This is a genomic window from Rubellimicrobium rubrum (genome assembly GCF_006152115.1).
Taxonomy (GTDB): Bacteria; Pseudomonadota; Alphaproteobacteria; order Rhodobacterales; family Rhodobacteraceae; genus Rubellimicrobium; species Rubellimicrobium rubrum.
In genome coordinates this window covers 77,202-102,798 of record NZ_VDFU01000010.1, presented here as the reverse complement: position 1 = coordinate 102,798, position 25,597 = coordinate 77,202, and the positions used below count along the sequence as shown (strand labels likewise).

General features: G+C 65.0%; 22 protein-coding genes and 2 pseudogenes. 14 read left to right on the top strand and 10 right to left on the bottom strand.

Annotated features, from left to right (window positions below; translation table 11 throughout):
* Window positions 1-426: 426 nt before the first annotated feature.
* Window positions 427-897, bottom strand: coding sequence for a GNAT family N-acetyltransferase (locus FHG66_RS10840; protein ID WP_139076770.1), 471 nt, complete (start codon window positions 895-897; stop codon window positions 427-429).
* 312 nt (window positions 898-1,209) lie between these two features.
* Between FHG66_RS10840 and FHG66_RS10835 the strand changes: the two genes are divergently transcribed.
* From FHG66_RS10835 to FHG66_RS10825, 3 genes are all read left to right on the top strand, one after another.
* Window positions 1,210-1,494: a type II toxin-antitoxin system RelE/ParE family toxin gene (locus FHG66_RS10835; protein ID WP_139076769.1), complete on the top strand. Its 285-nt coding sequence runs from the start codon at window positions 1,210-1,212 to the stop codon at window positions 1,492-1,494.
* Window positions 1,495-1,511: 17 nt separating this feature from the next.
* On the top strand, window positions 1,512-1,796 hold the full coding sequence (locus FHG66_RS10830) for a HigA family addiction module antitoxin (protein ID WP_139076768.1): 285 nt from the start codon (window positions 1,512-1,514) through the stop codon (window positions 1,794-1,796).
* Window positions 1,797-1,901: 105 nt separating this feature from the next.
* Window positions 1,902-3,797 carry an AAA family ATPase gene (locus FHG66_RS10825; RefSeq protein ID WP_218013824.1) on the top strand — a complete coding sequence of 632 codons (1,896 nt, stop codon included), beginning with the start codon at window positions 1,902-1,904 and terminating at the stop codon, window positions 3,795-3,797.
* A 547-nt stretch (window positions 3,798-4,344) separates the two neighbouring features.
* Here FHG66_RS10825 and FHG66_RS10820 read toward each other — a convergent pair.
* On the bottom strand, window positions 4,345-5,781 hold the full coding sequence (locus tag FHG66_RS10820; RefSeq protein ID WP_246082556.1) for a DUF305 domain-containing protein: 1,437 nt from the start codon (window positions 5,779-5,781) through the stop codon (window positions 4,345-4,347).
* A gap of 349 nt (window positions 5,782-6,130) precedes the next feature.
* Window positions 6,131-7,297: a cytochrome-c peroxidase gene (locus FHG66_RS10815; protein ID WP_281282920.1), complete on the bottom strand. Its 1,167-nt coding sequence runs from the start codon at window positions 7,295-7,297 to the stop codon at window positions 6,131-6,133.
* 230 nt (window positions 7,298-7,527) lie between these two features.
* On the opposite strand from FHG66_RS10815, the gene FHG66_RS10810 reads away from it, so the two are divergent.
* Window positions 7,528-8,295: a Crp/Fnr family transcriptional regulator gene (locus FHG66_RS10810; protein WP_139076766.1), complete on the top strand. Its 768-nt coding sequence runs from the start codon at window positions 7,528-7,530 to the stop codon at window positions 8,293-8,295.
* On the opposite strand, the gene FHG66_RS10805 is transcribed toward FHG66_RS10810, so the two are convergent.
* On the bottom strand, window positions 8,244-8,723 hold the full coding sequence (locus tag FHG66_RS10805; protein ID WP_139076765.1) for a hemerythrin domain-containing protein: 480 nt from the start codon (window positions 8,721-8,723) through the stop codon (window positions 8,244-8,246). The two genes, FHG66_RS10810 and FHG66_RS10805, sit on opposite strands and share 52 nt — an antisense overlap.
* A gap of 151 nt (window positions 8,724-8,874) precedes the next feature.
* Window positions 8,875-9,998, bottom strand: a protein-coding gene (locus tag FHG66_RS10800; protein WP_246082555.1) for an IS3 family transposase whose coding sequence is annotated in 2 segments (ribosomal slippage) — window positions 8,875-9,749 and window positions 9,749-9,998 — 1,125 coding nt in all. Because the reading frame shifts where the segments join, the coding sequence is not laid out codon by codon here.
* Window positions 9,999-10,374: 376 nt separating this feature from the next.
* Between FHG66_RS10800 and FHG66_RS10795 the strand changes: the two genes are divergently transcribed.
* The 7 genes and pseudogenes from FHG66_RS10795 (at window position 10,375) to FHG66_RS10770 (ending at window position 19,240) form a co-directional block, all read left to right on the top strand.
* Window positions 10,375-13,740 (top strand): PAS domain-containing protein, encoded by a 3,366-nt coding sequence (locus FHG66_RS10795; protein ID WP_139076763.1) that lies wholly within the window; start codon window positions 10,375-10,377, stop codon window positions 13,738-13,740.
* Window positions 13,741-14,140: 400 nt separating this feature from the next.
* Window positions 14,141-14,491, top strand: a complete 351-nt coding sequence (locus FHG66_RS10790) for a DUF433 domain-containing protein (RefSeq protein WP_176556201.1) — start codon at window positions 14,141-14,143, stop codon at window positions 14,489-14,491.
* A 467-nt stretch (window positions 14,492-14,958) separates the two neighbouring features.
* Window positions 14,959-15,590: pseudogene (locus FHG66_RS22250) on the top strand (IS5 family transposase); the annotation flags it as partial.
* Window positions 15,591-15,716: 126 nt separating this feature from the next.
* A complete protein-coding gene (locus FHG66_RS10785) occupies window positions 15,717-16,169 on the top strand; it encodes a MarR family winged helix-turn-helix transcriptional regulator (protein ID WP_139076761.1) in 453 nt (150 codons plus the stop codon).
* A gap of 318 nt (window positions 16,170-16,487) precedes the next feature.
* The gene (locus tag FHG66_RS10780; RefSeq protein ID WP_176556200.1) at window positions 16,488-17,186 is read left to right on the top strand and encodes a Crp/Fnr family transcriptional regulator; all 699 of its coding nucleotides are present in this window, start codon (window positions 16,488-16,490) and stop codon (window positions 17,184-17,186) included.
* Between the two features lie 174 nt (window positions 17,187-17,360).
* Window positions 17,361-18,134 carry a Crp/Fnr family transcriptional regulator gene (locus FHG66_RS10775; protein WP_139076759.1) on the top strand — a complete coding sequence of 258 codons (774 nt, stop codon included), beginning with the start codon at window positions 17,361-17,363 and terminating at the stop codon, window positions 18,132-18,134.
* Window positions 18,131-19,240, top strand: a complete 1,110-nt coding sequence (locus tag FHG66_RS10770) for a sensor histidine kinase (protein WP_139076758.1) — start codon at window positions 18,131-18,133, stop codon at window positions 19,238-19,240. Before FHG66_RS10775 ends, FHG66_RS10770 begins: the two co-directional genes overlap by 4 nt.
* Before the next feature lie 95 nt (window positions 19,241-19,335).
* Here FHG66_RS10770 and FHG66_RS10765 read toward each other — a convergent pair whose 3' ends face one another.
* From FHG66_RS10765 to FHG66_RS10745, 5 genes and pseudogenes are all read right to left on the bottom strand, one after another.
* On the bottom strand, window positions 19,336-19,707 hold the full coding sequence (locus FHG66_RS10765) for a response regulator (RefSeq protein WP_139076757.1): 372 nt from the start codon (window positions 19,705-19,707) through the stop codon (window positions 19,336-19,338).
* Window positions 19,700-21,652, bottom strand: coding sequence for a PAS domain S-box protein (locus FHG66_RS10760; RefSeq protein ID WP_139076756.1), 1,953 nt, complete (start codon window positions 21,650-21,652; stop codon window positions 19,700-19,702). The genes FHG66_RS10765 and FHG66_RS10760 overlap by 8 nt, the downstream gene beginning before the upstream one ends.
* 166 nt (window positions 21,653-21,818) lie before the next feature.
* Window positions 21,819-22,820: pseudogene (locus FHG66_RS10755) on the bottom strand (IS30 family transposase).
* A gap of 218 nt (window positions 22,821-23,038) precedes the next feature.
* A complete protein-coding gene (locus tag FHG66_RS10750) occupies window positions 23,039-23,494 on the bottom strand; it encodes a hypothetical protein (protein ID WP_139076755.1) in 456 nt (151 codons plus the stop codon).
* Between the two features lie 322 nt (window positions 23,495-23,816).
* Window positions 23,817-24,110 carry a hypothetical protein gene (locus FHG66_RS10745; RefSeq protein ID WP_246082554.1) on the bottom strand — a complete coding sequence of 98 codons (294 nt, stop codon included), beginning with the start codon at window positions 24,108-24,110 and terminating at the stop codon, window positions 23,817-23,819.
* A gap of 270 nt (window positions 24,111-24,380) precedes the next feature.
* Between FHG66_RS10745 and FHG66_RS10740 the strand changes: the two genes are divergently transcribed.
* From FHG66_RS10740 to FHG66_RS10730, 3 genes are all read left to right on the top strand, one after another.
* Window positions 24,381-24,629: a hypothetical protein gene (locus FHG66_RS10740; protein ID WP_246082553.1), complete on the top strand. Its 249-nt coding sequence runs from the start codon at window positions 24,381-24,383 to the stop codon at window positions 24,627-24,629.
* A 64-nt stretch (window positions 24,630-24,693) separates the two neighbouring features.
* Complete coding sequence (locus tag FHG66_RS10735; protein ID WP_425471728.1) at window positions 24,694-25,308, top strand: lytic transglycosylase domain-containing protein; 615 nt, start codon at window positions 24,694-24,696, stop codon at window positions 25,306-25,308.
* A gap of 1 nt (window position 25,309) precedes the next feature.
* Window positions 25,310-25,594 carry a TrbC/VirB2 family protein gene (locus FHG66_RS10730; protein WP_281282919.1) on the top strand — a complete coding sequence of 95 codons (285 nt, stop codon included), beginning with the start codon at window positions 25,310-25,312 and terminating at the stop codon, window positions 25,592-25,594.
* Window positions 25,595-25,597 lie beyond the last annotated feature (3 nt).

The following is a 25,597-nucleotide window of genomic DNA, read 5'->3' as shown; positions in this document are numbered from 1 at the left end:
TCGAGCTGCCTTCTGGCGTTCGGAAACTGTGTCCGGTGATCTTGTGTCCAGCAAACGCCTCCCTCGTGCCTGCCGCAGTGGCCCACTTGGTCGTGCAAGGATCCTGTGCGCGAGCAGAGCTGTCTGCCTTTCACCTTCGTCAAATATCCTCCGGGGACTGGGGGCAGACAGCCCCCGGGGCTTGCCGCTGGAGCCGCGCCGTCAAGAAAGATTGCTCGCCGCGGGGCAGTCCCTTCGGATGGCAGGCCACCGAAGGAACATAGGAAAGCATGGGACGCTCCGGCCCCGTCCAGGATTGTCCTCGGCCCCGGGCGGGCCTGCGGGACCCCTGGACCGGGCCTCCCGCGCCGTCACCAGCCAACAATTCAAGAATTCTGCTGAAGTGGAGCCACTCGTTTGCGCCCTTGCCGACCTGCACGCCGCGGCTCACAGCACCTTCCGCATCCAGTAGTTGGTCAGCACCACGCCGCGGATGACCACGACCTGCTCCGCGATCACCGACAAACCCTGCCGCTCGAAGAACGGCCGGGCCATCCGGCTCGCCTCCGTCGTGAGCACCGAGGCGCCAAGCTCCCGCGCCCTTCCCTCCACGGCGCGGTAGAGCCGCCAGCCCACGCCCCGGCCCAAGGCCGCGGGCGCCACGAAGGCCATGTCGATGTACCCCGTCCCGGCGATCGTCATGAAGCCCACGAGCCGGCCCTCCTCCTCGGCCGCGAAGCCCTCCACGCCCCAGAGCCGGTCGCGCCAGCTGTCCGGGCCGGGAGGCTCGCCCGCCCAGGCCCGCCGCTGCGCCTCGGTGTAGTGCGCCCGGGTGCCCTCGCGCACGGCGTCGAAGAAGACCCGCGCTGCGTGCGGTCCATCGTCAGGGCGCAGCGGGCGGATGGTAACAGGTGGCATGTCGGTCTTCCCTGCCCATCGAAGGAGCTGGGCTTAAGGATCGTATGCCTGAACGGCTGGGGCGGCACGCTCTGGGACGAGCTGGGCCGGACATGGCTATCCTGCTCGACGTTCGTGCCAGGCGCGAGCGGGCCAGCATCCCGACGTATGGAGCTTTGGAAGGGGCGACCCAGCAGGTTTGCACAGGCAGCGACATCCATCTCGGCCTGACTTGAGCGTAGCAGAATTCGTGACCTTCTGACCACTGCCACCATTCCACATGCGCCCGTTGACGATTGACGTACACCGTCAAGGTCGCTACCTATTCTGTCTATGATCCTGGGCTACCGCGACAAGAAGACGGAGCGGTTCGCCGGGGGCGAGTTCGTGAAGGCATTCTCAGGCATCGAGGCGCAGGCGGCCAAGCGGCTCGCCATCCTCGACGCCGCGCCGTCTCTCGACGCCTTGCGGGCGTTGCCCAGCAACCGGCTGGAGGCGCTCAGGGGGGATCGGGCCGGGCAATGGTCGATCCGTGTCAACGACCAGTGGCGCGTGTGCTTCGAGTGGCCGGACGGGCAGGCAGGCCCCAGTGCGGTCGAGATCGTGGACTACCACTAGGCCAAGGAGGGTCACCTATGTTCATGCGAGCCGTCCATCCCGGGGCCGTCCTGAAGGACGAGCTGGAGGAGCTGGGGATCACCCCCACGGAGTTCGCGCGCCAGATCGCCGTGCCGCCGAACCGCGTCAGCCAGATCATCGCGGGCAAGCGGGGCGTCACCGGCGACACAGCGCTGCGCCTCGGCCATTGGTTCGGGATGGAGCCGCAGTTCTGGCTCAACCTCCAGGCACAGTGGGAGCTGGTGCAGGCCGAGCAGGAGGCGGGCGAGGCCGTGCGCCGGTTGCCGAGGCGGGCTGCGTAGAGAAGGGCCAGAAGCGACACGGTTGTCTGGCTACCAGCTCAACGACCTCCCTCAGCCTGAACTGCACTAGGCTAAGTGCCAGGTCGCCGAACATGTGGATCACGAATGCAGCTCAGGAAGTTTCGCGTCACCCAGTTCCGCTCCGTGGTCGATAGCGGTTGGATCGACGTCTCCGACGTTACCGCTCTGATCGGCGAGAACGAGGCTGGCAAGACCAACCTGTTGCTACCCTTGTGGAAGCTCAACCCGTCGGGCGACGGGGCGATCAGCATCCTCGACGACATGCCGCGCGCGCACTTCGCCGAGATGCGCGCGAGTCCCGGCGAGCACGACTTCATCGTCTGCGTCTTCGAGCTGGATCCTGACGAGCGCGCCCTCGCCGAGCGGCACGGGGCCGACCCCAACACGACCGCGACCCTGGAGGTGATAAGGGACTTTGACGGGCGCTACCTCTTCAGGTTTCCCGATGCCCCTGGGTTCAATCTCCTAGGTGCTCTCGCTAGGCCCGGCGTAGTGACTGCCAACGAGGAGGGTGAAGCTGACGCCGTCGCGGCGACAACCAAGGGACCAGATCTCTTCGATGAGCTACAAAGGCGGCTTCCCGCCTTCGTCTACTACTCCAACTACGGCAACCTCGATGCGCAGATATACCTGCCGCAGGTCGTTGAGAACCTGAAGCGCACGGACCTCGGCCAGAAGGAGGCGGCCAAGGCGCGTACGCTCAAGGTGCTTTTTAAGCTCGTGGGCCTCAGCCCCGAGGAGGTGCTGGAGCTAGGGCGCGCCACCGGCGTCACGCAAACGAGGGACTACTACGGCAACGTCACGACCTCGGACGCGAAGACCGAAGCGGAGATCGTGCGAGACGATGAGCAGCTCCGCGAGCGCCAGGCCCTCCTCCAGTCGGCCTCCGCCAAGCTGACCCGGAGCTTCAAGGAGTGGTGGAAGCAGGGCGACTACCGTTTCCGCTTGGTTGCGGATGGCAACTACTTCCGCATCTTCGTGTCCGACGCGCGCCGTCCCGAGGAGATTGAGCTGGAGAACCGCAGCGCGGGCCTGCAGTGGTTCCTCAGCTTTTTCTTGGTCTTCACCTACGAGAGCGAGGCCAGCCATGAGAACGCCGTCGTGCTCCTCGATGAGCCTGGCCACTCTCTACATCCCCTCGCCCAGCGCGACCTGTCGGCTTTCTTCGACGGCCTCGCATCAACCAACCAGCTCCTCTTCACCACCCACTCGCCCTTCCTGATCGACGGCGACCGTCTCGACCGTGTCCGCAAGGTCTTCGTAGCGGCCGACGGCGGCACGGCCGCTTCTAGCGACTTGGGGCAGGCACGCCGCCAAGGGGGGGAGCGGGATGCCGGCGCGACCTATGCGGTCCACTCGGCCCTCAACCTGACTGTCGCCGAGAGCCTCCTGCTTGGTTGCACGCCTGTGATCGTCGAGGGGCCTTCGGACCAGCACTACCTGTCGGGGATCAAGAACGCCCTGATCGGGCAGGGTAGGATCGCGCCCAAGGCTGAGTTGGTGTTCCCGCCATCCGGCGGAGCCCGAACCGCGAAGCTCATCGCAGCGATCCTCATGGGCCGCGACGACGTCCTGCCCTTCGTGCTTCTCGACGGCGACCAGGCAGGCCAGCAGGCCGCGAGGGCCCTGCGCGAGGACCTCTACGCGGGGTTCACGGACCGCGTCATCACCACCGACGAGGTTCTCGCAGGCAAGATGGGGACCGAGGTCGAGGACCTCATGCCGCCCGAGCTGATCGTCGAGGTGCTCGACCGGATGGAGCGCCGAGCCGGACGTCCCTTCGAGGACGCGCACGACCCGGCTCAGCCCATCGTGCCGCAGATCAGGGCCTGGGCCCAGGCGGAGGGCTTCGACCTCGCCCAGGACTGGAAGGTCCGCCTCTCGCTAGGCGTCAAGGAGCGCCTGCGGACGCGCCTCGGCCGCTACGCCGACGACGCGGTCTTGGATTGCTGGACGACCCTTCTGTCGAGGTTCTGTTAAAATCGTGAGTTTCGATCCGCCCGCCCGACGCAGCGCTTCAGAGGTTTGGGCTGCGTGCAAGTCAGGTGCACTGATCAGAGCACGTCTGCTCAGCTCCGGGTCTCGTCTTGACCAATATGCACCGAGAAGGGCGGGGCAGGGGCCAGCTACACCCGGAAGTCGCATGACCGAAAAATATGTCGTTGAGAATAACACCTGTCGTTTTCGAGCTTCGAGGGAGGAGCCGCTCTCATGGCGAGCAATCAATAACCCGCACGGCTGATGGTAAAGCCGGGGGCAGGAACCGCTCGCCGCTGGGCAGTTCCCTGCGATGCCAAGTCTCGCAGGGAACTGGGGCAAGGGTAGGGCACTCCGACCCAGTTAAAGCTTGTCTGCGGCCCGCCAAGCGCGCCTGCGGGAAGCCCTGACCGGGTCTCCACGCCAGACAATCTGCAGAGACCAACAGGTTGCGCGGACAGAAGGGCGGTTTAGGGCCCTCAAACGGCAGGGTGGCGCCAAGGGCATCACCCTGAGCAGAATGACATGTCCGCAGGCGATCTCTCAGGACTTATTCCGCCGGTGGCACCGGCGGCTCAGCGCCCAGTTCTTGGAGCATGGTCTCCATCTCGGCGATCTCTGCCTCCTGCTCCGCGATGATGTGCTCGGCCAAGGCGCGGACCTCTGGGTCGTCGGTCTGCTCCAGCACAATGGCGGCCATGTCCACAGCACCTTGGTGGTGCGGGATCATCAGCCGCAGGAAGTCGGCATTCACCGCGCCCGTCGACGCCGCCGGTATGTCCGGCATGTCATGCATGGTTGCCATCATGGCGTCGAACGCGGCGTCGGGCGTTGCAGCTTCCTGTGCTACCACAGCATGATCCGCAGGCGCATCCACAGCAGGGCCCGTGATCTGTATCTCCTCACCCCTGTCCGGCGGCGCCCCGATTCCGCCCGCGGCCATGGGCCCATGCGGCTGCTCCGGGTTGTGGGAGTGGGTGGCCATGCCTTCGGCCGCCATCGCGGCTGCGGCGGCAACCGCTTCGGGGTCTCCTTCGGGTCCGTAGATGGTCCGGTGCGTGCCCCAATAGCCGGCGATGAGCACGACCATGGCGGTGGCCAGCCCCAGCGGCACGCCCGCGAGGGCCTGCTTCACGCGGGGCACGAAGTGGACCTCGCGCTCGGGGTCGAGCGCCACGAGAAAGATGGTGCTCATGATGAGCGCGTGCCCCACCATGTCGATGCGCCCGAAGGGCCAGACCGCTGACAAGAATATGACGATGAGCGCCACGGCGGAGAGCCGCCGGACCAGGGGCGTCCAGAGAAGCCCGAAGCCCATGGTGAACTCGGCCACCCCCGCCATGGGCACGAACACGTGCTCGGGCATCCCGAAGGTGAGAAACGGCTTTTCCTTCACGAGGGGGCTGAACCACTCGGGGTAGGCGAACTTCTCGAGGCTTGACCACATCAGCGCAATGGCAATGCCCCAGCGCAGCACCTCGAAGCGGTGCCGGAACCAGCCGGGTCGGTCGGAGGCGGCAAGCACCAGGTAGCCTGCAACGCCGATGCCTAAGGCCAAATAGTCGAGGAGGTGGAACAGATCGTAGTCGGTCAGAGCCAAAGCCCAGAGCAGGATGATGCCCAGGGCTGAGAGCGGCATGGTCTTGCGCCAGAAGAGGCCCCCAGCGATCAGGAGCTGGAACCAGGAGACCCACTCGTTGGGGGTGGCCAGATCCGGCGTGAGATAGACCCCGCCCACGGCATAGATGGCCACAAAGAAGGTGCCGATCGCCACGCGCATGAAATCGTCCGCCCGGCCCCAAAACGGATTGGTGAGGCGGTCCATGCGGTCGAGCACGCCCTGGCCAGCGGGCAAGCGCTCGAAAGCCAGGGTGGCCAGGAAGAACACCAGCACGAGCACGATGGCTGTCCAGAACCAGACGTTGGTCAGGGTGGCGCCAAGGGGCTGCGGGGGAGCCCCGACGATGTAGGGCGCAAACCACTTCACATGGGCTTGCGCAGGGGTGGTCCAGGTGAGGCTAGCAATAGCTGCCGAAACAGCCACAAATGAAGTCTGCGGGGCACAAGGCAGGAGCTTTGCAGATGGCCTCAAGGCTCCTGAGGTCAGCTGGTCAGTCGCTTGGCCGGTTCTCATGAACGGTCTTCCTTGTGATCTTTGTTCGGCCTGCGTCTGTGACCCGCCTAGCGACGTCCCCAGAAGGTCGGCGATGCTTGGGCGCTTGGAAGGCCCACGACCCTGAGTGGCGGGCGCAGGTTGATCCTTGAAATATGCCGATGTCGGTCCCTGCGAGGCGCAGGAACCGATCGTGTCGATCGTGGTAACAGGCCCGAGCGCGCTACCGGCTTTGCTCCATGATATCGTCAAAGGGGTTGGGCAGCGGCGTGGCTTCGGTCCGGGCCGGCAGGACCGGGTGCTCGACCCGCGGCTGCTCGCCAGTGAGGCTATGGAGGAAGGCGACAATGGCGCCGATGTCTGCCTCGGCCAGTTCGGTGCCGAGTTGTGCATTGGCCATGATGTCGACGGCCTCGGGGAGTGACCAGACCGCGCCCGAATGGAAGTACGGCGCCGTGATCGCCACGTTGCGCAAGGGTGCCGCGCGGAACACGTAGTCGTCCGAGGCGGTCTCGGTCACCGCAAAGCGGCCGCGGTCGCCTTCGGGCAGCACCTCGGCCCCGGGCCGCTCGACGACGCCGAAGGGATAGTAGTCGTGCCCGCCGAAGTTCACCCCATTGTGGCAGCCGGCGCAACCCGAGTCCATGAACAGGGCAAGGCCGCGTTTCTGCTCGTCCGACATGGCCGCGTCATCGCCTGTCAACCACCGGTCGAAGCCTGCACCGGGGGTGACCAGCGTTTCCTCGAACTCGGCAATGGCGGTGGCGAAGTTGGCAAAGCTCACCGGCTCGGCCTCGTCGGGGAAAGCCTCGCCGAAGGCGTCGAGATACTCCTTCATGGACTCAAGGGTGGTCACGACCTGGTCGGGGGTGTTGTTCATCTCAACCGCGGCTTGGACCGGCCCCATGGCCTGCTCGGCCAAGTCGGCGGCACGACCGTCCCAGAACTGGGCGCCATTGAACAAGGCGTTGTAGACGGTGGGCGCGTTGCGCGGACCCTTTTGCCAGCCATGGCCCACAGAGGTCGGGAGCGCGTCCACACCACCCATGCCTACGTTGTGGCAGCTTTGGCAGGAGAACAGCCCCGAGGAGGACATGCGCGGGTCGAAGAACAGCATGGCGCCGAGGTCACGCTGCGCCGCATGGACCTCATCGGTGGGAGGAGCCGCGGGCAGGATGACATCGAAAAGGTCCTGTGCAGCCTGGCGGAGATCCTCGTCCGTGGCGTACCCTGGCGCGATCTCGGCCGGCGTGACCTCGGCCGGCGTGACCTCTGCCTGATCTGGCGCTTCTTCCTGCGCCGGTTGCTGCTCCGGCGTGCCATCCTGCTGCGCCAGCACCATACCGGTTGTCAGGGCCAGAGCGGAGGTCAGGAGAACAAGTCTTAGCATGGCGATGCCTCTCGGTGAGCAATAGTCGGAGGCTAGCAGGCCACGGTTCTCGGCGGGTTGATCTGAGTCAACTGCAGAAGCTATCGAGCGTAGCGTGGGCCTAGAAACTGCTCCTATCGATCCAGCTGGAGAGCAAGGCAGTTCGCACCTTTCCCTGAGCAAGGCCGCCATCCTTGCCTGTCCATGCCGGTGCTACAGGTGACGAATAGCTTGGCCAGAAGAGAGCAGGCATGCGGCTCGATGTTCACAACTCCGACGTCCCGCGACTTTGCCTCTCGTGCGAGGCGCGGCACCGAGGGGTCTGTGGCGTGCTCGAGCCCTCCCAACTCGTGCGCCTGAGCCGTCATACGGTCCGCCATGAGGCCGCTCCCGGGGCCGAATTGTTGGCCCCAGGCGAGCCGGTCAGGCGCTACTCCAACATTCTGGCCGGAGTCGTGAAGCTCACCATGACGCTCCCCGATGGCCGTCAGCAGATCGTTGGACTCCAGTTCGCGCCCGACTTTCTGGGACGCCCCTTTGCCCAGACGAGCGAGGTTCGCGCCGAAGCAGCCGGCTTTGTGCGCCTCTGCTCGTTCCCTCGAGAAACCTTAGAAGAGCTGATGCGTGAGGCGCCCGCCTTGCACCAGCGGCTGCACGAGCAGGCTTTGCGCGAGCTCGACGACGCCCGCGGATGGATGCTGACGCTGGGGCGCAAGTCCGCAAGCGAGCGGGTAGCATCCTTTCTCCTGTTGGTGGCGCGGCGTGCCGACCCGGAGGAGCAGGGAGAGAGCGCCTTCGACATCCCGCTTGGGCGGGCCGACATTGCCGACTTCCTGGGCCTCACCGAGGAGACGGTGAGCCGACAGGTGACCAGCCTGCGCAAGGCCGGCATCATCAGCCTGGAGACTAGTCGCAGTCTGGTGGTGGCCGACCACGAGGCCTTGAGGAACGCGGCTGGTGAAGGATCTCAGGGCGCTCCCAGTTCCCGCAGGAGCGGGCGGACCCAGTCGCGATCCTGAGCGACATGCCGGCGCAGACTGATGAAAAGGCCGCGTAAAAGGTATCCCAGTCGCTCGGCGTCCGCACGGGCCACCGGCCGCGCCCAGTACTCAGCCAACGTGTCCTCCAGATCCAAGGCATAGTCCTCATTCTCAGTGTGCTCGGCACGCAAGCGGTTGAGGATCGGCCGGAGGTCCCCGTGCATCCTGACCGGAGCCGAGGCCAGGATCGGGAACACCTGGGTCTCCTCGAGATGATGAGCCCGCCTGAGCAGCGCGCTGAGGCGCCCCACCAGGAGCACGGCTCCTAAGGTGTTTAGGCGCTCGGGCAAGCTGTCGGCCAGCTCCTCAAGGCTCCTGCAGAGACTGTCCTGCTCGGCAAAACAGGCATCCAGGTCCGCCAGAAGTCCGGCCGGTTCTGTGGAAGCGATAGATCTCGATTGCGGCATGACCCTCTCCCGCTCGGTACCTTAACCGCGTCGACCTAAGGCTATCAGCTGAAACGCCCTGATCCGTTGATCTGAGTCAACCAAAGCTCTGACGGTGCGAGCGCAGCGGCTATTCAGATGGCGCCTGACCTGAGCCCCTGATCTCCTCCGTTCATGGCTGGAGCCCGGGGTTGCTGTTGTGGTCATCGTTTGTGGCGCATGCAAGCTCGGCGGCCCGAGCAGGCGTCAGCCCCTTCAGGGCGCCATGCGGACGCACATGATTGTAGTCGTCCCGCCAGGCACAAAGAACCGAGCGGGCGTGGTCGAGGCTCCAGAACAGGGTCTCGTTCAGGCATTCGTCGCGCAGGCGGCCGTTGAAGCTCTCGACGAACGCGTTCTGCTGCGGCTTGCCGGGGGCGATGTAGTGCCATTCGACCTCGCGGTCCTGGCTCCACCGCAGGATCGCCGTCGAGGTCAGCTCGGTGCCGTTGTCGCTCACCACCATCAGCGGCCTGCCCCGAGTGGCGATCAGGGCATTGAGCTCGCGCGCGACACGCCGACCCGACAGCGACGTGTCCGCAACCAGAGCTAGGCACTTCCGGGTGAAGTCGTCCACCACGGCCAGCACCCGAAAGCGCCGCCCGTCAGCCAAGGCGTCCGTGACAAAGTCCAGGCTCCAGCGCTGGTTCGGGCCCTGCGGAATGGTCATTGGCGCACGGGTGCCGAGCGCCCGCTTGCGCCCGCCCCGACGTCGGACTTGGAGCCGCTCCTCGCCGTAGATGCGCCTGAGCTTCTTGTGGTTCGGCGTGATCCCTTCTCTTGCGAGAAGGATCATCAGCCGTCGCCAGCCGAACCTGCGTCGTTCGCTGGCCAGGCCACGGAGCCGCTTTCGCAGTTCGGCATCGTCGTCTCGGCCGCTGCGGTAGCGCATCGAGCTCCGATCAAAGCCCAAGGCCACGCAGGCCCGCCTCTCGGACAAAGCAAAGGCCGCCCGCGCGTGCACCACTGCGGCCCGGCGCGCCGTGGGCGTCACCACTTTTTTGCCGCCACGTCGCGCAGCACCGCCGCGTCCAGCATGGCCTCGGCCAGAAGCTTCTTGAGCCGCGCGTTCTCCTCCTCAAGCACCTTCAGCTTGCGCGCCTGGCTCACGTCGAGCCCGCCGAACTTGGCCTTCCACGCGTAGAACGTCGCGCTGCTGATCCCGTGCCGGCGGCACACCTCGGCCGTCGACACGCCCGCTTCCTGCTCCCGCAGGATCGCGATCACCTGCTCCTCGGTGAACCTGCTCTTCTTCATCGTCCGTCCCTCCTCAGGATCGGACTCTAGCCATCCGTGGAGGAGAAACAGGGGCTCAGGTCACGCCTATCTAGGGTTTGGCCGCCAGATCGCAGATCTCCGCTCTAGTGAACCTTAACGGAGCAACCACCTGGGACTGATCTCGCTGCGGTTGTCGCCCGGTGGCGTCTAGATGGCCTTTTCTCTAGAACATTCCGCTTATTGCTCCTGCAAGGCTTTTTCGGTCCCAGAATGGGCTGTTCTACGTCTCGTTCCTGCCTCGTTCAGGTTTATCTAATCCGGAAACTCTACAATCTTAGGTTTAGCCGCTTCCAGAGAAGCGAAGTATTTGGCATGACGGCAGGGGTGGAACGAAGTCAGAACGGGACTAACGAACGTGAGGCAAGACAACCTGTCCGCCGCGGGCGGCGTAGAAGCAGCCAAGGTGGACGAGCCTGGCTCCCCGTCTTGGGAGCAGGCGCGCCTAGCTGCCTTGCACCGCTATAGCATCCTCGACACGCCGGACGATTCTGTCTTCGATCGCTTTGTAGAGCTGGCGCGCACCCTCTTTGATACCCCCATCGCCGAGGTGTCGCTGATTGATGCAAACCGGCAATGGCTCAAGGCGCGGGCGCCCAATGGTCCGCGCGAAGCGCCCCGCGATTGGTCCTTTTGCACCACCACCATCCAGGGCGAGGGCGTCATGGTCGTCCACGACGCCCGGACGAACCCGCTCACCCGGGACAGTCCCTTTGTGACACATCGCCCCTTCATCCGCTTCTACGCCGGCGCGCCGCTCCGCACGCCCGACGGCCACAAGCTCGGTACTCTTTGCGTAGTCTCGCCTGAGCCACGCGAGGACTTCGACGCCAAGGCGCAAGCCAAGCTCCAGGCCCTGGCAAACCTAGTGATGCTGGAGATCGAGCGGCGTGGGCATCAGCACACGGAAAGCAAGTTCGTCAACCACTTGCTGGAGACTTCCTCGGACTGCATCAAAGTGCTCGACCTCGATGGCGCGCTCCAGTTCATGAACAGACATGGCCAGGTCGCCATGGGAATAGGAAACTTCGCTCCCTACCAGCGCCGGCCCTGGTCCGGACTGATGGACGAACCCGCCCGTGTCCAAGCCGAGGCGGCGCTAGCCGACGCACGCGAAGGCCGCACGGCGCGCTTCGAAGCGGAGGTGGCGACACTCAAGGGTACCCGTCGGTGCTGGGATATCACGGTGAGCCCGATCTTGGGTGAGGATGGCCGGCCCGAGCGGCTCCTAGCCATCTCCCGCGACATCACCGAACGACGAGCTCACGAGAAAGCGCTGCGCGAGAGTGAGGCACGGCTCCAAGCCGAGCGCCGACTGCTGGATGCCGTGATACGGCAGGCTCCGATCGGGATCTCGATCACCTCGTGGCCGGGAGGACGGTCGTTCGCACTCAATGACAAAGCGGCCGAACTGCTGGGCCACTGGCCCCAAGGCGAGGACCTGGGCCGCTATCGGGGCTTCGGAGCCATCCACCCGGACGGACGTCCGTATGGGCCTGAGGATTACCCCACAGTTCGGACCTTGCGATCAGGCACCGCGATCGAGCAGGAGGAGATGGTCTACCGCCTGGGCGGCTCTGAGGGCGAGGAGCGCCGGCGCCTGTCGGTAAGCAGCGCGCCCGTGCGCGATGAGGCCGGCGTCATTGTCGCGGCTGTGACCGCCTTCAGCAGCATCGAGGCGCAACGTCGTGCGGAAGAAGGACTACGCGCCAGCGAGGCGCGGCTCCGGGAGGAGCGCGCCCGTCTAGCCACTTTGATCGAGCATCTGCCTGTTGGGGTAGGATTTATGGGGGATGACGGACAACTGGCCCTGTCCAACCCCGCCTTTCGCGTTTTCCTGCCAGACGGAAGATTGCCTTCCCAGCTCGCTCCAGGAGACACCTGCTGGATAGCTTGGGATGAGAGCGGCCAACCTTTGGCCCGCGACCGCTACCCGGGCGCCCGCGCACTCCGAGGGGAAACGGCGCAAGGAATTGAGTTCCTGTTCCGCCCTGGTGACGGCCGGCAGGTCTGGACCCGGGTCGATGGCATTCCTCTTCGCAGCCTAGCCGGTGAGATCACGGGCGCGATGATCGTCATCGTGGACGTGAGCGACGAGCGGCGCGCCCAGGCCGACCTCCGGCGCCTCAACGAGACCCTGGAGACCCGTGTGACCAAGGTGGTGGCCGAGCGCCGTGTGCTGGCCGACATCGTGGAAAACTCCGATGCGGCGACCATCGCCTGCAGCCTCCACCACGGTATCCTAGCTCTCAATCCGGCCTTGGTTACGGCCTTCGAGCGCATCTACGGCAAGCAGCCGCAGGTGGGCGACAACCTTCTCGACCTGCTGGCGGACCTGCCCGAGCACCGGGCGCAGGTCGCTGCCCACTGGAGCCGGGCCTTTGGTGGCGAAGAGTTCGTTGTGGTCGAGACCTTTGGCGATCCCGCGCGCGAGCGGGTCCCCTTTGAAGTACGCTTCAGCGTGCTGCGCGACCGCGAAGGCCGCCCGATCGGGGCGGCTCAGACGGCCTACGACATCTCCGACCGGCTGCGCGCCGAGACCGAGCTGGAGGCAACCCAGGAAGCGCTGCGGCAAAGCCAGAAAATGGAGGCCGTGGGCCAGCTCACCGGGGGGCTCGCGCACGACTTCAACAACCTGCTGACCGGCATCATCGGTGCGCTCGACCTCATGCAGAGTCGGCTGGCCCAGGGCGACACGAGCCGGCTCGACCGCTACGCCACTGCTGCCATGACGTCGGCCCAGCGGGCGGCGGCGCTCACCCACCGCCTCCTGGCCTTTGCGCGCCGCCAGCCGCTCGACCCCAAGCCGGTCGACGCCAACCGTCTCGTGACCGGCATGGAGGAACTGCTGCGCCGTACCCTGGGTGAGACCATCCAGCTCGACATTGCAACCGCCACGGACCTGTGGCCCACGCTTTGCGACTCGCACCAGCTTGAAAGCGCTATCCTGAACCTTGCGATCAACGCACGGGACGCCATGCCGGACGGCGGCCGGATCGGCATCGTAACCGGCACAGTGGAACTTGATCGAGCGTCGGCGGCACGGATCGGCGATCTCCGTCCGGGCCAGTATGTCACGATCGAGGCCACGGACAGCGGGGTAGGCATGACTCCGGAGGTGATGTCCCGCGCTTTTGATCCGTTCTTTACTACCAAGCCTTTGGGCCAAGGCACCGGCCTCGGTCTGTCCATGATCTACGGCTTTGTCCGGCAGTCGAACGGACATGTTCAGCTTCGCTCCAGAACGAGCCAGGGCACGACGGTGACGCTTTACCTCCCGCGCCATCAGGGCGTGACGGAGGGCACCGGCGAGACTCGAACAGAGACAGCGGCCGATCTGCTCGTGAGCGGGGGCGAGACGGTCGTGGTCGTGGAAGACGAGCCCATCGTGCGCGCTCTGGTGGTCGAGGCGTTGGCAGGGTTGGGCTATCACATCGTAGAGGCCGAAGACGGGCCGTCGGGGCTCAAGCTCCTGCAAGCGGAGGGACAGGTGGATCTTCTCGTCACCGACATCGGCCTGCCCGGGCTCAACGGCCGCCAGCTCGCGGATGCCGCGCGGGCATGGCGTCCGGAGCTCAAGGTGCTGTTCATGACGGGCTACGCCGAAACCGCAGCCCAGGCGAGCGGCTTCTTGGACCCGGGTATGGAGATGATGACCAAGCCGTTCGCCATAGAGACCCTCGTCACGCGCGTTCGGAAGATGATCGCGGACGCGGAAGGCTAAGCAACTGAACGGCGGCGGAGTTGGGATGACGTAGGCCAACTTGCGGCAGACGTGAGTGGTGCTTGGCCTGCGTGCCACGGCGCATCTCGGCCAAGCGCTCCTCCACATGAACCCAGCACCGCGAACCACGTTCCGCATCCTGCGCCGTTGCGTCCCTGATCAGGCCCTCGACCCATTGGCACAGGTCCATGCTCCACCTCGTCCGCTCCGCGTTTATCAGCGAGGAGCATGACCGCGGTGAACCGAGGCCCAACAACGGCTCTGTTCAGCGCGATGGTTTATAGGCCCAACCTCAATGGATACCGCGTTCCAAGCGTAATACCGCCGATCATTCCGATTGATCCGGCCGTGCTTGGAGAGCGAGCTACCGTGGATGAACTCGCCTAAAGAAGGAAATCAGATGTCCGGCCATGAATGGATTGATCCGCGGACTTCGGACTCAGGCTCCGGTCCCACGGTGCGCGGCACCGAGCTCACCGTTGCGGGAGTGGTGGATATGATCCTGGCCGGAGTCACTCCGGACGAGATGTGCCGGCGCTATCCGCGCGTCCCCCGACAAGCCTTTGCCGCAGCCGTCGATTATGCCCTCAAACTCGCACAACGCGCGCCTCTGGTCCGAGCGGACCGTGTGCCAGGCATGCTGGTCACGCAGCCCGAACATGGTGACAGCAGAGTCACCTTCCTCGACCCCGACCATCCGCAACCCGTGGCTCACTTGCGCAATCAGCATCAGGCAAACAGCCAACCTTAATACTCAGGCAATGATGGTTGTAGTGGCGGGGCCGGATGTCATTCTGTCCGTCCATGGCAGTGTCCTTCAGCTGACACGTCCAACTGCAACAAGCCAGCTCGACTGCCCATTCTTGAGGCGGTCCAGACCCGGCGTAAGCTGCGGGGCGACCGATGCAACTCTGACGCAGGCTGCAGGGTTGCTCCTTCACGATCCGTCAGCCTGCGCTTTTCCGTTTCCAAGCGCAGGTCTCCACACCAGATACCGAGGGGGCGTCTGCGGCGGTGTTTCGTGCCCTCAAGTAGTCAATCAGGCGGCAGTGAAGGTGCCAGCCCGGTTTCATGCCGTCCGGGGGGCACGGCGGCTGCGACGCCCCCTAACTGCCTATCACCTTGCGCCAGCACAAAAGACCCCAGGCACGCCCGACGCAGATTTAGGCCAGCTAAGCGGAGGGGCGTTCGGTTATTCCGCGGGAGATGCTGCCGCGCGAGCTGTGCTGCTCGGGCATGACTTGCTGGCGCAGGCTCCGGGATTGGCAGGAGGCTGCGCCTAGGCCGGGCTCCATCGCGTGCTCCTCAAGCGTCTGCTGGATGGGGGGCACCTGGACTGAGCCGGGCGAGCCTGGACAGCGCCTTTATAGTGGCAAAAAGGTGGGGCCGAGACCGGTCCGGACCCGACAGATCGCGGGCCGAAGCGGGCGATGCAAGCGCCACCTTGTGGCCGACCAACGAGGCACTCCGCTCGGGATCCGCCTGAGCCCCGCGAACCGGCCCGACAGCCTCATGCTGACGCCCACTCTCGACGCGGTGCCCGGCGTGGAGGGCGGACGGAGGGCGGCCCCGCAAACGCCTCAAGAAGCTCCACAGCCTGTAAGGCCTACGATCACCGGCGTTGCCGCAAGGAGTGCCGCGCCCGATCCATCGCGCCCCGCATCGGCCGACTGTGCGTGGAGACGAGCGAGAGGCTGGGCCGGCACACATGGGGTGTCGAGAGACCCTCGGCTTGGCTCAACCGCTTCCGCCGCCTCGCTGTCCGCTACGAGCGCCGGGCCGACATTTACAAAGCCTATGTGACCCCCTGCCGCGCCCTCGTCAGCCCGAAGCAGATCACAAGGCTCTGTTGGGCGCTGTTAAGCCCATCTTGGAAATTCTCCTCTAAATTGAGACCAAAGTGTCTGACTGGAGCCTGTGACACGAATGTCCGGACACCCGTCGATTCCATCCTCCCGGCCCGGGATGCCGCGTTCATGCGCAGCTATCTCGATGCGCTGACGCTGGTGGAACGACTTCATCGCCTGCTGCTCGACGTCATCAAGGACGAGTTCGAGAGGCTGAACATCTTGGACGTGAACCCCGTCCAGGCCCTCTTGCTGTTCAACATCGGCGACAACGAGGTCACGGCCGGGGAACTCAAGACCCGCGGCTACTACCAGGGCTCGAACGTCAGCTACAATCTCAAGAAGCTGGTCGACCTGGGCTACATGCACCACCAGCGGAGCGAGATCGACCGCCGCTCGGTGCGGGTCAAGCTTACGGACAAGGGCCGCAAGTTGCGCGACATCGTGGCCAAGCTGTTCGCCACGCATGCCGAGGGGCTGACCACCCGCGCCATCCTCGATGCCGACGCGATGGACGAGATCACGCGCGCCCTCAAGCGCATGGAGCGGTACTGGACCGACCAGATCCGCTACATCTACTAAGAAGCAACCAATCCCAAGCCTATGCTCAGATACTCTTCGCCGCCCTAGCTTCGCCAACAGCCTCGGTCGTACACCGGACATGCGGATCAGACTTCACTATATGGGCTAATGGATCTGGACGGCTTCGGGGGCGCGCATTCTGGGCATGCTGACAGTCTGGACACAGAAGCCTCACGCCATATCTCCCGGCGCGAAGACCCAACAAGGGCAGGGGGCGGCAAAGTCGGCGTTGCGAGCACGCCCTCAAGAGGGGAGGCAGGTGTGGTGGCAAATGGTCCCCCGAGAACCACAGGCGACAACGTCCTCTGCCGCAGCGGTTTGCTGGTCAAGCTCTCGGCTGCGGACCGGGCGCTTCTTTGGCCCCATTTGTCGTTAGTGTCGCTTGTTCAGGGCGAAGCGCTGTTCCACCCAGGTGACGACGTCGGCTCCGTCCATTTCCCTTGTGACCACACCCTGGTATCTCTCAATGTGGTGAGGAACGACGGTCAGTCCGCCGAAACGGAGCTGATCGGCCGTGAGGGCGCCGTTGGTGGACTTGTGAGCCGCGGTCCCAAGCCGGCCTTTGCACGCGCGGTGGTCCAGATCCCGGGCGACGCGTGGCGCATCGACGTAGAGGCCCTTGATGCGGCCAAGGCGCAGTCGACAAGACTGGCTGACACGTTTGCTCGCTACGCCGATTGCCTCCTCTCGCAGCTGCTCCAGTCTGTGGCCTGCAACCAGCACCACAGCCTTGAGCAGCGCATGGCCCGCAAGTTGCTGGCCTACCAGAACGGCCATGGCGATGCCGAACTGCCGCTGACACAGGAGCATCTGAGTCGGATGCTCGGGGCGACACGCACCTATGTGACCAAGACCGCGACCGAGTTTCAGGCCCGTGGGCTGATCAGTTACGCCCGGGGCCGGGTTCGCGTGCTCGACCGAGCGGGTCTCGAGAAGGCGGCCTGCAGATGTCAGTTGGCTGTGCGCAAGCACTATGAACACGTTCTGCCCGACGTGCTTTCCGCCGACGTCGCCTGACGCCCGAGCCCGGGGGCAAGCCACTACGCCGGGCCGAACAGTTCAGGAACAATCCTCGCTTATGTCCGCTTGCAGACAGACATCCTGCAACTGCAGCACTATGCTGGCAGCAACAACAAAGGCCATTGGACGTTACGGACGGTGCGCCTGCGCAAAGAAGGGACAGGCGCAACAATGGCATGGGTTGGACAGGCGGCACAGGCACGCCGAGTGGTGGACGGGGCGGCGCCCGCCAATCGCTTGCTGGCTGGACTTCGGGAGCAGGACTTTGCTCTTCTTGCACCTCATCTGACGCCGGTTGCGCTTGGGCGCGGGCAGGTGGTGTTCAAGGAAGGAGACGATGTCAGCTTCTGTCACTTCCCCTGTGAAGGCACCATGATCTCGCTTGTGGTGGCGCTGCCCGACGGAGCTCTGGCCGAGACGGCCACTGTGGGGTGCGAAGGGGCCATTGGCGGTATCGTCTCGCTGGGCCATAAGCCGGCCTTCGCCCGAGCGGTCGTGCAGATCGGTGGCTCGGCGCTGCGGATCGCCTCCGAGCAGCTCGAGGAGCTGAAGTCCCACTCACCCACCCTGCGGGATGCCTTCGCCCGCTACGCTGATTGCATGATCGCGCAGGTGCTCCAGTCGGTGGCCTGCAACGTGCTGCACAGTCTCGAGCCGCGCTTCTGCCGCTGGCTCCTCACCGCGCAGGACCGGGTCGGTCAGCGCCAGATCCCGCTCACCCAGGAGTCCCTGGCCGAGATGCTGGGCGTGCAGCGCTCGACCGTAAACGGTGCAGCGATCTCGCTGCAGTCCCGGGGGCTGATCTCGTACTCCCGCGGGCGCATCACCGTGATTGATCGGGCTGCCCTGGAGGCCACGGCCTGCGCCTGCCACAACGCAGTGGTCGAGCATTTCGAGCGGGTGCTGCCCGGTGTTTACCCAGTCTGGACCGGGTATGAGGCATGACGGAGTATATCGACCTTGCTGGGCTCTCGGATCTCTTTACGCCGGTGTTTCCCCTGTCGGCCTCGACCGAGTCTGGACCTGACCGGACCTCAGCGGCTGTGAGCCGGCAGGTCGAGAGTTCCGGAGGGATGGCCAGATCCGACAGGCGCGAGGAGCCAGTAGCATTCCTGCGCTCGGTGTTCGACGCCGTGCCCGACGGCATCATGGTCGTGGAACTGGATGGACGACTGTCCCACACCAACGCCGCTGGCTTGAGCGCTCTGGAGAGCAGGGAACCAGGCGATGTGACAGGCCGCGACTGGGTCTCGCTCTGGCCCGCCGAGAGCGCCGAAGTTGTGCGTTGCGCGCTGGACGCCGCAAGGGAGGGTCGGCCTGCTCGCTTCGAGGTCATGGCGCAAAGCGGGCGGGGGACTCCGACGTGGTGGGACGTCTCGGTCGCACCAGTCCTCGAGAATGGCCAGGTCCAGCGGCTGGTGTGCGTGGCCCGTGACGTCTCGGAGCGCAAGCAGGCCGAGCAGCGAGCGGCTATGTTGGTCTCCGAGTCCCACCACCGCGTGAAGAACACCCTGGCCACGGTCCAAGCGATCGCACGCTTGACGATCCGATCTTGTGAGTCCCTGACGATCTTCGAGGACCTGTTCAACGGCCGTCTTCTGGCGCTGGCCAACACGCATGACCTGCTCATCAAGGACGGCAGCGACACGGCCGACCTTCGACTCCTGCTCTGCTCGGAGCTCGGCCCCTATGACGACGCGACAGGTCATCGCGTGTGGCTCGACGGACCCGATGTCACCTTGCCCACCGAGATCGCGGTGCCTTTTGGCTTGGTCGTGCATGAGCTCACGACCAACGCGGCCAAGTACGGCGCCATGTCAGTCCAGGAGGGATCGCTCGCGGTGAGCTGGTCTTTGAGGCAAGACGCGGACAGCCGGTGTCTGAGCCTGCGCTGGACGGAGAGGGGAGGACCTACAGTGGCAACTCCGACGCGACATGGCTTTGGCTCCCAGCTTCTTGATCGCGTCCTGAGCGGTCACGCGCAGATGACCGCCTCTCGTGAGTATGCGCCCGAGGGCCTGCGGGTCGTCATCGAGGTACTCCTACCCTGAGTTCTGTCGCAAAAGCATGGCGGGGCAACAGAGTAGAGCTGCGATCACTCCCATGCGGCATTGCACGGGACGGAGGCCGACTGGTCGGGCGTGATCTACGCCATGAGCAGTCGGACCAGCGCTGGCATGTCGGTGGGCTTCTCGCAGCAGCTCACGCCGGCGTAGGCCGCGGGCAGGGCGGCATGGTCGTAGCCGGTGACGAACACGAAGGGGATGCCCCGCCCACGCAGGGCATCAGCGACGGGAAAGACCATGGTCCCTCGAAGGTTGACATCGAGGATGGCGCGCTCGGGAAGGGGACCAGACTCCAGGAGGCTCAGAGCTGCTTCCACCGTGGCCACCGGACCCAGCACCTCGGCCCCCTGCTGCTCCAACTCGTCCTGCAGATCCTCGGCCACGACGAAGTCGTCCTCCACCACCAACACGCGACACCCCTCCAGGGTGGGGCATGGCGGGAGATCAGCCATCTGGCTCGTCCACCTCTCCTGACGTCCCCGCCATGGTGGAGGAGAGCGGCACCGTGATGATGCAACGGACACCTTCGGAACTCAACTTGTAGTCTGTCTCGGCGCCGAGCTGATAGGGCAGCGCCTGCTCGATGAGGTGCCGGCCGTAGCCACGTCGGGGCGGGTGGTCATCGTTGTCGGCACGAACAGCAATGCCGGTTTCCCGCCAGACGACCTCGAGGCGCTTCTCATGGCGCCCATGATCCAGAAGCCTCCACCGCACCTCAAGCCATCCCCCGGGCTGGGACAGGGCCCCATGCTTCAGAGCGTTGGTCGTGAGTTCATGAAGCGCCAGGGCAAAGGTTTGCACGCTGGAGGACCGCAGGAGAATGCCCGGTGGTCCCTTCAGCGTCACGTGTGATGATCGAGTCTTTGTGTCGGTTACGCCGTGGGCCGAAAGCTCAGCCCCAAGAAGTTCGTCAAAGGCAATGCGGTGCCCGTCCTCCAGGCGCGACAAAAGGCTGTTGACGCGCGACAAGGCGTCCAGGCGGGCTCCGAAGCGCGCTCGGAAGTCCTCCAGCGATCCACTGCCGGCCAAGGTCTTCTTGCTCAGCCCCGAGACCACGGCCAGGAGGTTGCGCGTACGATGCTGAAGCTCCCCCACCAGCAGTCGAAGCCGGTCGTTGAGCTCCACCTCCTCGGTCGCGTCATGCCCGATACCGGCCACGCGCTGAACCCGGCCACCAGCGTCCAGGAGCGGGAACCCCGTGTCGCGGATCCAGCGAGCTTCGCCCGTGACGGGCCGCTGGATGCGGAAGGTGCTCAGCAGGCTCCCGCCCGCCCGGACCCGACGAAGATGGTCCAAGGCCGTGGCCCGGTCGCCGGGATGGATCAGTTCGGCCCAGCGTCGGACCTGGTTGCCGGTCAGCAGATCCGTCCGGCTCAGGCCATAGACGGCCTCAAAGGCAGGACTGATGTACTCGAACGCGAGCGTCTCGGCGTTCCGGATCCACAATACGTCCGAGGAGGCCTCGCCATACTGGCGGAAGCGCTCCTCGCTTTCCCGCAGCGCGGCCTCCATGGCCTGACGATCGGTCACGTCCTGGCCCACCTTCACGAACCCTCGCAGCGCATGGTCGGGGCCGGTGATTGGGCGCGTCACGCCGTCGATGAACACCTGCGTGCCGTCCTTGCGCTGGTGCCAGCGCACGTCAGCAGCCGAGCCTCGGGAAGCGGCTAGCCTCCGTTCCTCGTCGGGCACCCCTTTGGCCCGGTCCGCGGGCGTGAAGGTGATGTCGACAGGTTGGCCAAGCACCTCTTCTGCGCTCCAGCCGAACACTGCTTCCGCCCCCGGCGGCCAAGTCTCGATGCGGCCCGTGGGGTCGGTGCTGAAGATGGCATAATCCCGAGCCGTCTCCACGATGATCCGGGAACGCTCCTCGCTGTCCCGCAGCCGGGCTTCCACCTCGTCACGTCGGCGCTCGGCCGCGAGGCGGTCGGTGGTGTCGATGAAGACGATATTGACGCCCGCAACAGTGCCGTCCTCGTCCCGCAACGGATACGACGAGAAGGTGAACCACCCGTCTACCTTCCGACCGCCCCGCCAGATGGCATGGGGCAAATTGGCCAGCATCACGGTTTCCCCAGCAAGGCTGCGCCTGAGCACCGGCTCCCATCCAGACCGCGCCTCGGGCCAGATCTCGCCGATGGAACGGCCCAGGGCCGCAGGGTGCCCGCTCCCCAGGAGCGGAATGGCCGCGTCGTTGTAAAGGATCGTGCCCCCTGGACCGAGATGGAGCACCGTGGGAAAGCCGCTGGCCAGCATGAGGTCCACCGCCGTCCTGAGGCTCTGCTTCCAGGTCTCCAGAGCACCTGTGGGGCTGCTAGCCCAATCGTGGGTGCGGATGCGCTGACCCATCTCGCCGCCATGAGTGGGCCAGCCTTGCGGCGGAATGGGACGGATCATCGGACTTGCTCACCGCAGCGGACAGGATGAAGGCAAGTAGGGAATGCCCGGCTGGTGAACACGTTCCGTGCCGTGCCAAGAGCTCTCGGCAGGGTCTCTCAAAGTTGTAGTCGGCGGGTGAGCGCCACGTGAGGTGCGACTTTCGAGCTGAGGTCATCATTGTGGGTCAGGCGCGCCGGTCCAAGACCTTTTCGCGGAACACCTCGGACGGTGTTTTCCAGCCCAGGCACTTGCGCGGCGTGGCGTTCAGACGATCGCAGATCGCCTTCAGATGGGGGCCGGAGATCGATGTCGGGTCGATGTCGCGGGGCAGCCAGCGCCGCATGCGGCGGTTGGTGTTCTCGACCGTGCCCTTTTGCCATGGCGAGCGCGGGTCGCGAGATCAGGTCTGAACCCCGGCACCCGCCTGAAGATGCGGCCAATCGATGAACTCCGAGCCCCGGTCGAAGGTGATCGAGCGACGAGCCTTGAAGGGCAGGGAGCCCAGCACCGCCACCAGCTTGGCCATGATCGGCCTGGTGCGGCGGTCGGCATTGGGCAGCAGGACCGTGAACCGACTGACGCGCTCGACCAGCGAGGTCAAGTTGTTTGGGCCGAACTTCTGCCGAAACAAGACCAGATCCGCCTCCCAATGACCGAACTGACGCCGATGCGCGACGTCGTCCGGACGGAACAGGATGCTGTTTTCGGGACGGAAATTTGGGGCTTGGCGCTTGCGGGCGCGACGCGGGCGGCGCTTGCGGCGATGCTCGGGCAGATACCACCACAGATCGTGCTGCATGCCTTCCTTGGAATAAACGAAGCGACAGATCGTCTCTTGGCATACACGCGGCTTTGCACCTTCGAAGCGCATGCGCCCGGCGATCTGTTCGGGCGTCCAGCCAGCCTTGATCCGGTCGATGACCTGGCCCTGAAGGTCGGCGTGGCGGATCAGCTTGCGCTCCTTGGCGCGCCGGATCGCCGCCTTCATCTTGGCCACCATCCAGTAGTAACCCGCAACTTTCGGCATGGCCTCATCGCGAAAGTGGTTGCGCTTGAGTTCCCTAAAGATGGTGGATCGATGCCGCCCGAGCCTCTCGGCCATGACGTCCGGGCTGATCTTGGCCTGCCGCCACAGCTCCAGCTTCCGGCGTTCCTCGTCATTCAGTTGGGAGTAGGTGCGCTTCATCGGGTGTCCTTTCGAGGCTCAACAGATTGAGAAGACTCGAAAGTCGCGCTTCAGGGTAGCGCTCACCCGGCTACAGGTCGCAGTCGCATAATAACTCTTATGTCAAATATGCTGACCTTTTTTGGCCGAGGCTGCTTAGGGCGGCTTACTCGCAGTGACGCGCAAATCGCGAGCCTGCCTAAGCTTTCGAGCAAAGCCCCGTAGTGGCCGACGCACGTTTAGCGCCCGAGCAGGTCTCCAACAGCTCTCCGCACGAACGCCTTGCGCCAGCGCGTGCGCCGATGCTCGGGGGCGTCGTGAAGCATGTGACAGCGCTGGCAAAGCGCGGCGAGATCGCGCGGCCCGTTGCGGCTCGGGTCGTGCTTAAGATGGCAACTGGCCAGGACCACTCGGGTGATGGGCAGCCATGCAACGGGGTCGAAGCCGTCCAACGATGGCTGCTGGGCTTCGAGAAGCTGGGGCGGGAGTAGCCCCCGCACCCGCCGGCCGCGGCCGTCCCGCCAGCGCCCTAGCTCCTCGTCCCACCAGATGCCGTCGCCCAAGTGGACGACGTTCCGCCCGTGCGGTCGACCGCATCGCTCGCACCGGCCCTTGGCCCGCTCGAAGCGGATCAGCCGCGACAGCTCGGGCCAGTCGATCGGATACAGCCAGCGGTTCTCGGGAGCGATCGGCATGGGGAGACTCTGAGTCACATCCGTTTGAAAGCAAAGAGCTGTATGGCCGTGAAGGCCCGGTCCAGGCTTCCCGCAGGCGCGGTGTGGCGCGCAGAGGACAAGCCTTGACGGGGCCGAAGCGCCCAACCGTCGCTCCTGTCCCCTGTGATGCCCAGCATCGCAGGGGACTGCCCAGCGGCGAGCGGCTCTTTCGCTTTCTCCCGTCGACGGGGTCTGCTGGTCTCAGCCAGTTGCAAAATGGCCGTCGGACTCTGCCCGAGTTCTAGCGTTGGAAAATGCGCGGCTCGCGACCGGTCGCTTTAGCCTCCCGAAGGCCCCTGCCCTACCGCGGCCGCAGCTTTTCGACTATTTCCTGAAACGCTCCATACTCCCGAATGACCTCCTGTCCTTCGACAAACACGCGTGCTCGCTCCGTGTCGAGACAACGCAGGTAGGCCTCGAAATCCACAATGTAGGTTTCGAAGTCTTGGCGAATGAGGTCGGAGTAGGCTTCAACATCCCGAGGGTCGCTCGGGACGAACGGGCGCACGGGAGGGAAGCAGCCCAGCTCCTGTCCTTTCACCGGCGCCGCAACCATGGCGAAAAGGAGGAACAATGATGACAGCTTTGTGAACACGAGCTAACCTCCTGACGGAACTCCGTTTTTCCTACTTCAGGTTGTGTTGTAAACCCATTCTCGCCCTTAAGTATAACATGGGGCTTGATCACGTCCTTATGCAATCGTAGCCTCCCCTCATAGCTGCGGGGGCGGGTAGATACGGTTGCGGACCCAATATCCGTGGATCGTTTCATGCCAAATCAAGGGCCCGACGTGGTGAGTGAAGAGGGACTGCGCGAGCTTTTGAGTCGTGGCTATCAAGCCGTTGTCATTTGCTCGGAGGTGCCCGTGCAGAAGGCATATTTCTGGCATGGCTTATGGCACATCCTTTGCGTCTCGCTCGATGGTCAGAGCGAACGGCTCCTGGTCTCGGCGCGGCGGGACGCCGAGGGCGGCGACAAGCCTCGGGAGTTCCGAACGGCCAACGGGCTCATCAGCTTCCTCCACAGCCTGGGCTTCCGCTCGGTCATGGTGCCCATGGAGGAAGGGGGGCGCCTCAGCCACAACCTTCTCCATCACGGCCCACGGCGGCACTAGCTCTCTCGTCCTGGCCCTAGGGCTTGCGCTCGGGGCCGCCGCCAGTCCGGCCCTGAGCGATGGCCTGGTCCTCGTGATGCGCGAGGATGGGACGCTGGAGGCCAGCAGCGGCAGCGGATTTGCAAGGCACTATGGCGTTTCCGCACAGGGCGATACGCAAGACGTCGTGCTGTTCGGCTCGGAGGAGGAGGCTGCGGAGCCGCTGGAGCTGGCGTCGGCCTTGATGACGCGGGCCTCGCCGAGCCACGCCCCCGCCCCCGAGGTCCTGGCCGCGATCGACGCGGCCGCGCTGCGCTACGCGGGTGACACGGCCCTCCGGCAGGCCGGGCTGAGCGTCACGGAGTGGGTCGACCTGTACCGCGCCAACATCGAGATCGAGAGCGGCTACAACCCGCGGGCCCGGAGCCCCGTGGGCGCCATCGGGCTGGGTCAGCTGATGCCCGGCACCGCCTCGCTTCTGGAGGTGGACCCGCACGACTGGCGGGAGAACCTCGACGGATCGGCGCGGTATCTGCTCATGCAATTGGGCCGCTTCGGATCGCCGGAATTAGCTTTGGCGGCCTACAATGCAGGCCCCGAGGCGGTCACGGAATACGGCGGCATTCCGCCCTATCAGGAAACGCAAGGTCACGTCCGCAAGGTGCTGGCGGTCTTTGCGCGGCTCAGAGGAGAACCCTGACGTGCAATTACAAAACACTATGATCGTCGGGCTTGGCGTAGCCCTGATGGTCGCCAGCCCGGCCTTGGCGCAGACCGTGGATCTGTCACCCGTCCAGAACGTGCTTCAGGGCATCGTGGATGCGCTCGTGGGCCCCCTGGGCCTCGTGGTGGGCACGCTCGCCCTGATGGGCGTCTTCCTGGCGTGGCTCTTTGGCTACATCGACTGGTCGCGCGCCATCATGGTGCTCGTCGCCATCGTCGGCGTCGCCTCGGCGCCTGTCATCGCCGCCACGATCTTCGCCTGAGGC

Excerpts from the sequence above, each read along its gene's own strand:
- FHG66_RS10840 (WP_139076770.1), bottom strand. The coding sequence starts at position 897 with ATGCCACCTGTTACCATCCGCCCGCTGCGCCCTGACGATGGACCGCAC.
- FHG66_RS10835 (WP_139076769.1), top strand. The coding sequence starts at position 1,210 with ATGATCCTGGGCTACCGCGACAAGAAGACGGAGCGGTTCGCCGGGGGC.
- FHG66_RS10830 (WP_139076768.1), top strand. The coding sequence starts at position 1,512 with ATGTTCATGCGAGCCGTCCATCCCGGGGCCGTCCTGAAGGACGAGCTG.
- FHG66_RS10825 (WP_218013824.1), top strand. The coding sequence starts at position 1,902 with ATGCAGCTCAGGAAGTTTCGCGTCACCCAGTTCCGCTCCGTGGTCGAT.
- FHG66_RS10815 (WP_281282920.1), bottom strand. The coding sequence starts at position 7,297 with ATGCTAAGACTTGTTCTCCTGACCTCCGCTCTGGCCCTGACAACCGGT.
- FHG66_RS10810 (WP_139076766.1), top strand. The coding sequence starts at position 7,528 with ATGCGGCTCGATGTTCACAACTCCGACGTCCCGCGACTTTGCCTCTCG.
- FHG66_RS10805 (WP_139076765.1), bottom strand. The coding sequence starts at position 8,723 with ATGCCGCAATCGAGATCTATCGCTTCCACAGAACCGGCCGGACTTCTG.
- FHG66_RS10790 (WP_176556201.1), top strand. The coding sequence starts at position 14,141 with ATGTCCGGCCATGAATGGATTGATCCGCGGACTTCGGACTCAGGCTCC.
- FHG66_RS10785 (WP_139076761.1), top strand. The coding sequence starts at position 15,717 with ATGCGCAGCTATCTCGATGCGCTGACGCTGGTGGAACGACTTCATCGC.
- FHG66_RS10775 (WP_139076759.1), top strand. The coding sequence starts at position 17,361 with ATGGCATGGGTTGGACAGGCGGCACAGGCACGCCGAGTGGTGGACGGG.
- FHG66_RS10770 (WP_139076758.1), top strand. The coding sequence starts at position 18,131 with ATGACGGAGTATATCGACCTTGCTGGGCTCTCGGATCTCTTTACGCCG.
- FHG66_RS10765 (WP_139076757.1), bottom strand. The coding sequence starts at position 19,707 with ATGGCTGATCTCCCGCCATGCCCCACCCTGGAGGGGTGTCGCGTGTTG.
- FHG66_RS10760 (WP_139076756.1), bottom strand. The coding sequence starts at position 21,652 with ATGATCCGTCCCATTCCGCCGCAAGGCTGGCCCACTCATGGCGGCGAG.
- FHG66_RS10750 (WP_139076755.1), bottom strand. The coding sequence starts at position 23,494 with ATGCCGATCGCTCCCGAGAACCGCTGGCTGTATCCGATCGACTGGCCC.